This window comes from Streptococcus suis, assembly GCF_002964045.1.
GTDB lineage: Bacteria > Bacillota > Bacilli > Lactobacillales > Streptococcaceae > Streptococcus > Streptococcus suis_U.
Genome location: NZ_POPB01000212.1, coordinates 1 through 741 on the forward strand (window position 1 = coordinate 1; position 741 = coordinate 741).

A 741-nucleotide genomic window follows, 5' to 3' on the forward strand; every position below is an offset into this window, starting at 1 on the left:
ATGAAACACGCCAAAGTAAACAATTTAAGTACCGTTACTTATGAGCAAGTATTGTCTATTTTTAATAGTTATCTATTATTTAACGGGAGGAAATAATTCTATGAGTCGCTTTTTTAAATTTGGAAAGTTACACGTTACTAAAGGGAATGTAGATAAATTATTAGGTATACTACTGACAGCTTCCAAGAAGCTAAAGAGGTCCCTAGCGCCTACGGGGAATTTGTATCGATAAGGGGTACAAATTCCCACTAAGCGCTCGGGACCCCTTGTAGGAAAATGTCCTAAGTGTGGCAACAATATTGTATTAAAAAAATCGTTTTATGGTTGTTCAAATTATCCTGAATGTACCTTCACTTTAGCTGAACATTTTAGAAAGAAAAAACTCACCAAAACAAATGTAAAAGAATTACTGGAGGGAAAAGAAACCCTGGTAAAAGGAATCAAAAACAAAGAGAAAAAGCCCTACAATGCCGTTGTAAAAATTGGGGAAAAGGGATATATTGATTTTATCTCTTTTTCAAAATAAGCATAAAAGCCCTTTAAAGAGGGCTTTTATATATTAATCACAAATCACTTATCACAAATCACAAGTGATTAATCACAAATCACAAGTGATTAATCACTTGTTCAGACTGAAGACAAAGTCCTTAGAATTGATTTTCTAAGGGCTTTTCTTCGTATTTAGGAGTATAATATAAGAAAAAGGACTTATGAGGTTCTCCTATGCTACACAAAGAAAAA

The 741-nt window shown here is 32.9% G+C and carries 2 pseudogenes; both read left to right on the top strand.

Annotated features, from left to right (window positions below):
• Nucleotides 1–96, top strand: a pseudogene (locus tag C1E99_RS01880) (23S rRNA (adenine(2058)-N(6))-methyltransferase Erm(B)); the annotation flags it as partial.
• Between the two features lie 169 nt (nucleotides 97–265).
• Nucleotides 266–526: pseudogene (locus C1E99_RS01890) on the top strand (topoisomerase DNA-binding C4 zinc finger domain-containing protein); the annotation flags it as partial.
• Nucleotides 527–741: the final 215 nt, after the last annotated feature.